This is a genomic window from Bacillus sp. GMa5/1, from assembly GCF_050172015.1.
GTDB lineage: Bacteria > Bacillota > Bacilli > Bacillales > Bacillaceae_G > Bacillus_A > Bacillus_A cereus.
The window spans coordinates 1-335 of sequence record NZ_JBNLYC010000448.1 but is presented as its reverse complement, the minus strand read 5'-3'; the positions used below and the strand labels follow the sequence as shown (position 1 = coordinate 335).

Genomic DNA, 335 nt, shown 5'->3' with positions numbered 1-335 from the left:
GTACAGAAGTAAAAGGTTCGTTTATCGTTGGTAGATACGTAGATATGGTACGTAAAGTCGGCAGGGATAACGGGAAAGAAATTGTCTTAGGCAAGGACTTACAAGGCATACGCCGTATTGAAAGTTCACAAGATGCGATTTCTGCATTAGTTGGGATTGGACCATTTAACGAAGAAACAGGTGAGTATCTAACATTTGAAAAGATAAATGGCGGGAAGTTATACGTCGCTGATGCAGATGCCTTACAACGTTGGACAGAAGATGGCTCACACAAATATGACATCTATAGCCCGCAAACAGAAGATCAAAATATGTCAGCCGAAAGATTAAAACAG

1 protein-coding gene is annotated in these 335 nt (G+C 40.6%); it reads left to right on the top strand.

Going from position 1 to position 335, the window contains the following annotated elements; all coding sequences use genetic code 11:
• On the top strand, positions 1-335 hold a 335-nt coding region (locus ACQGSG_RS29380), incomplete at both ends, for a phage tail spike protein (RefSeq protein WP_426948798.1).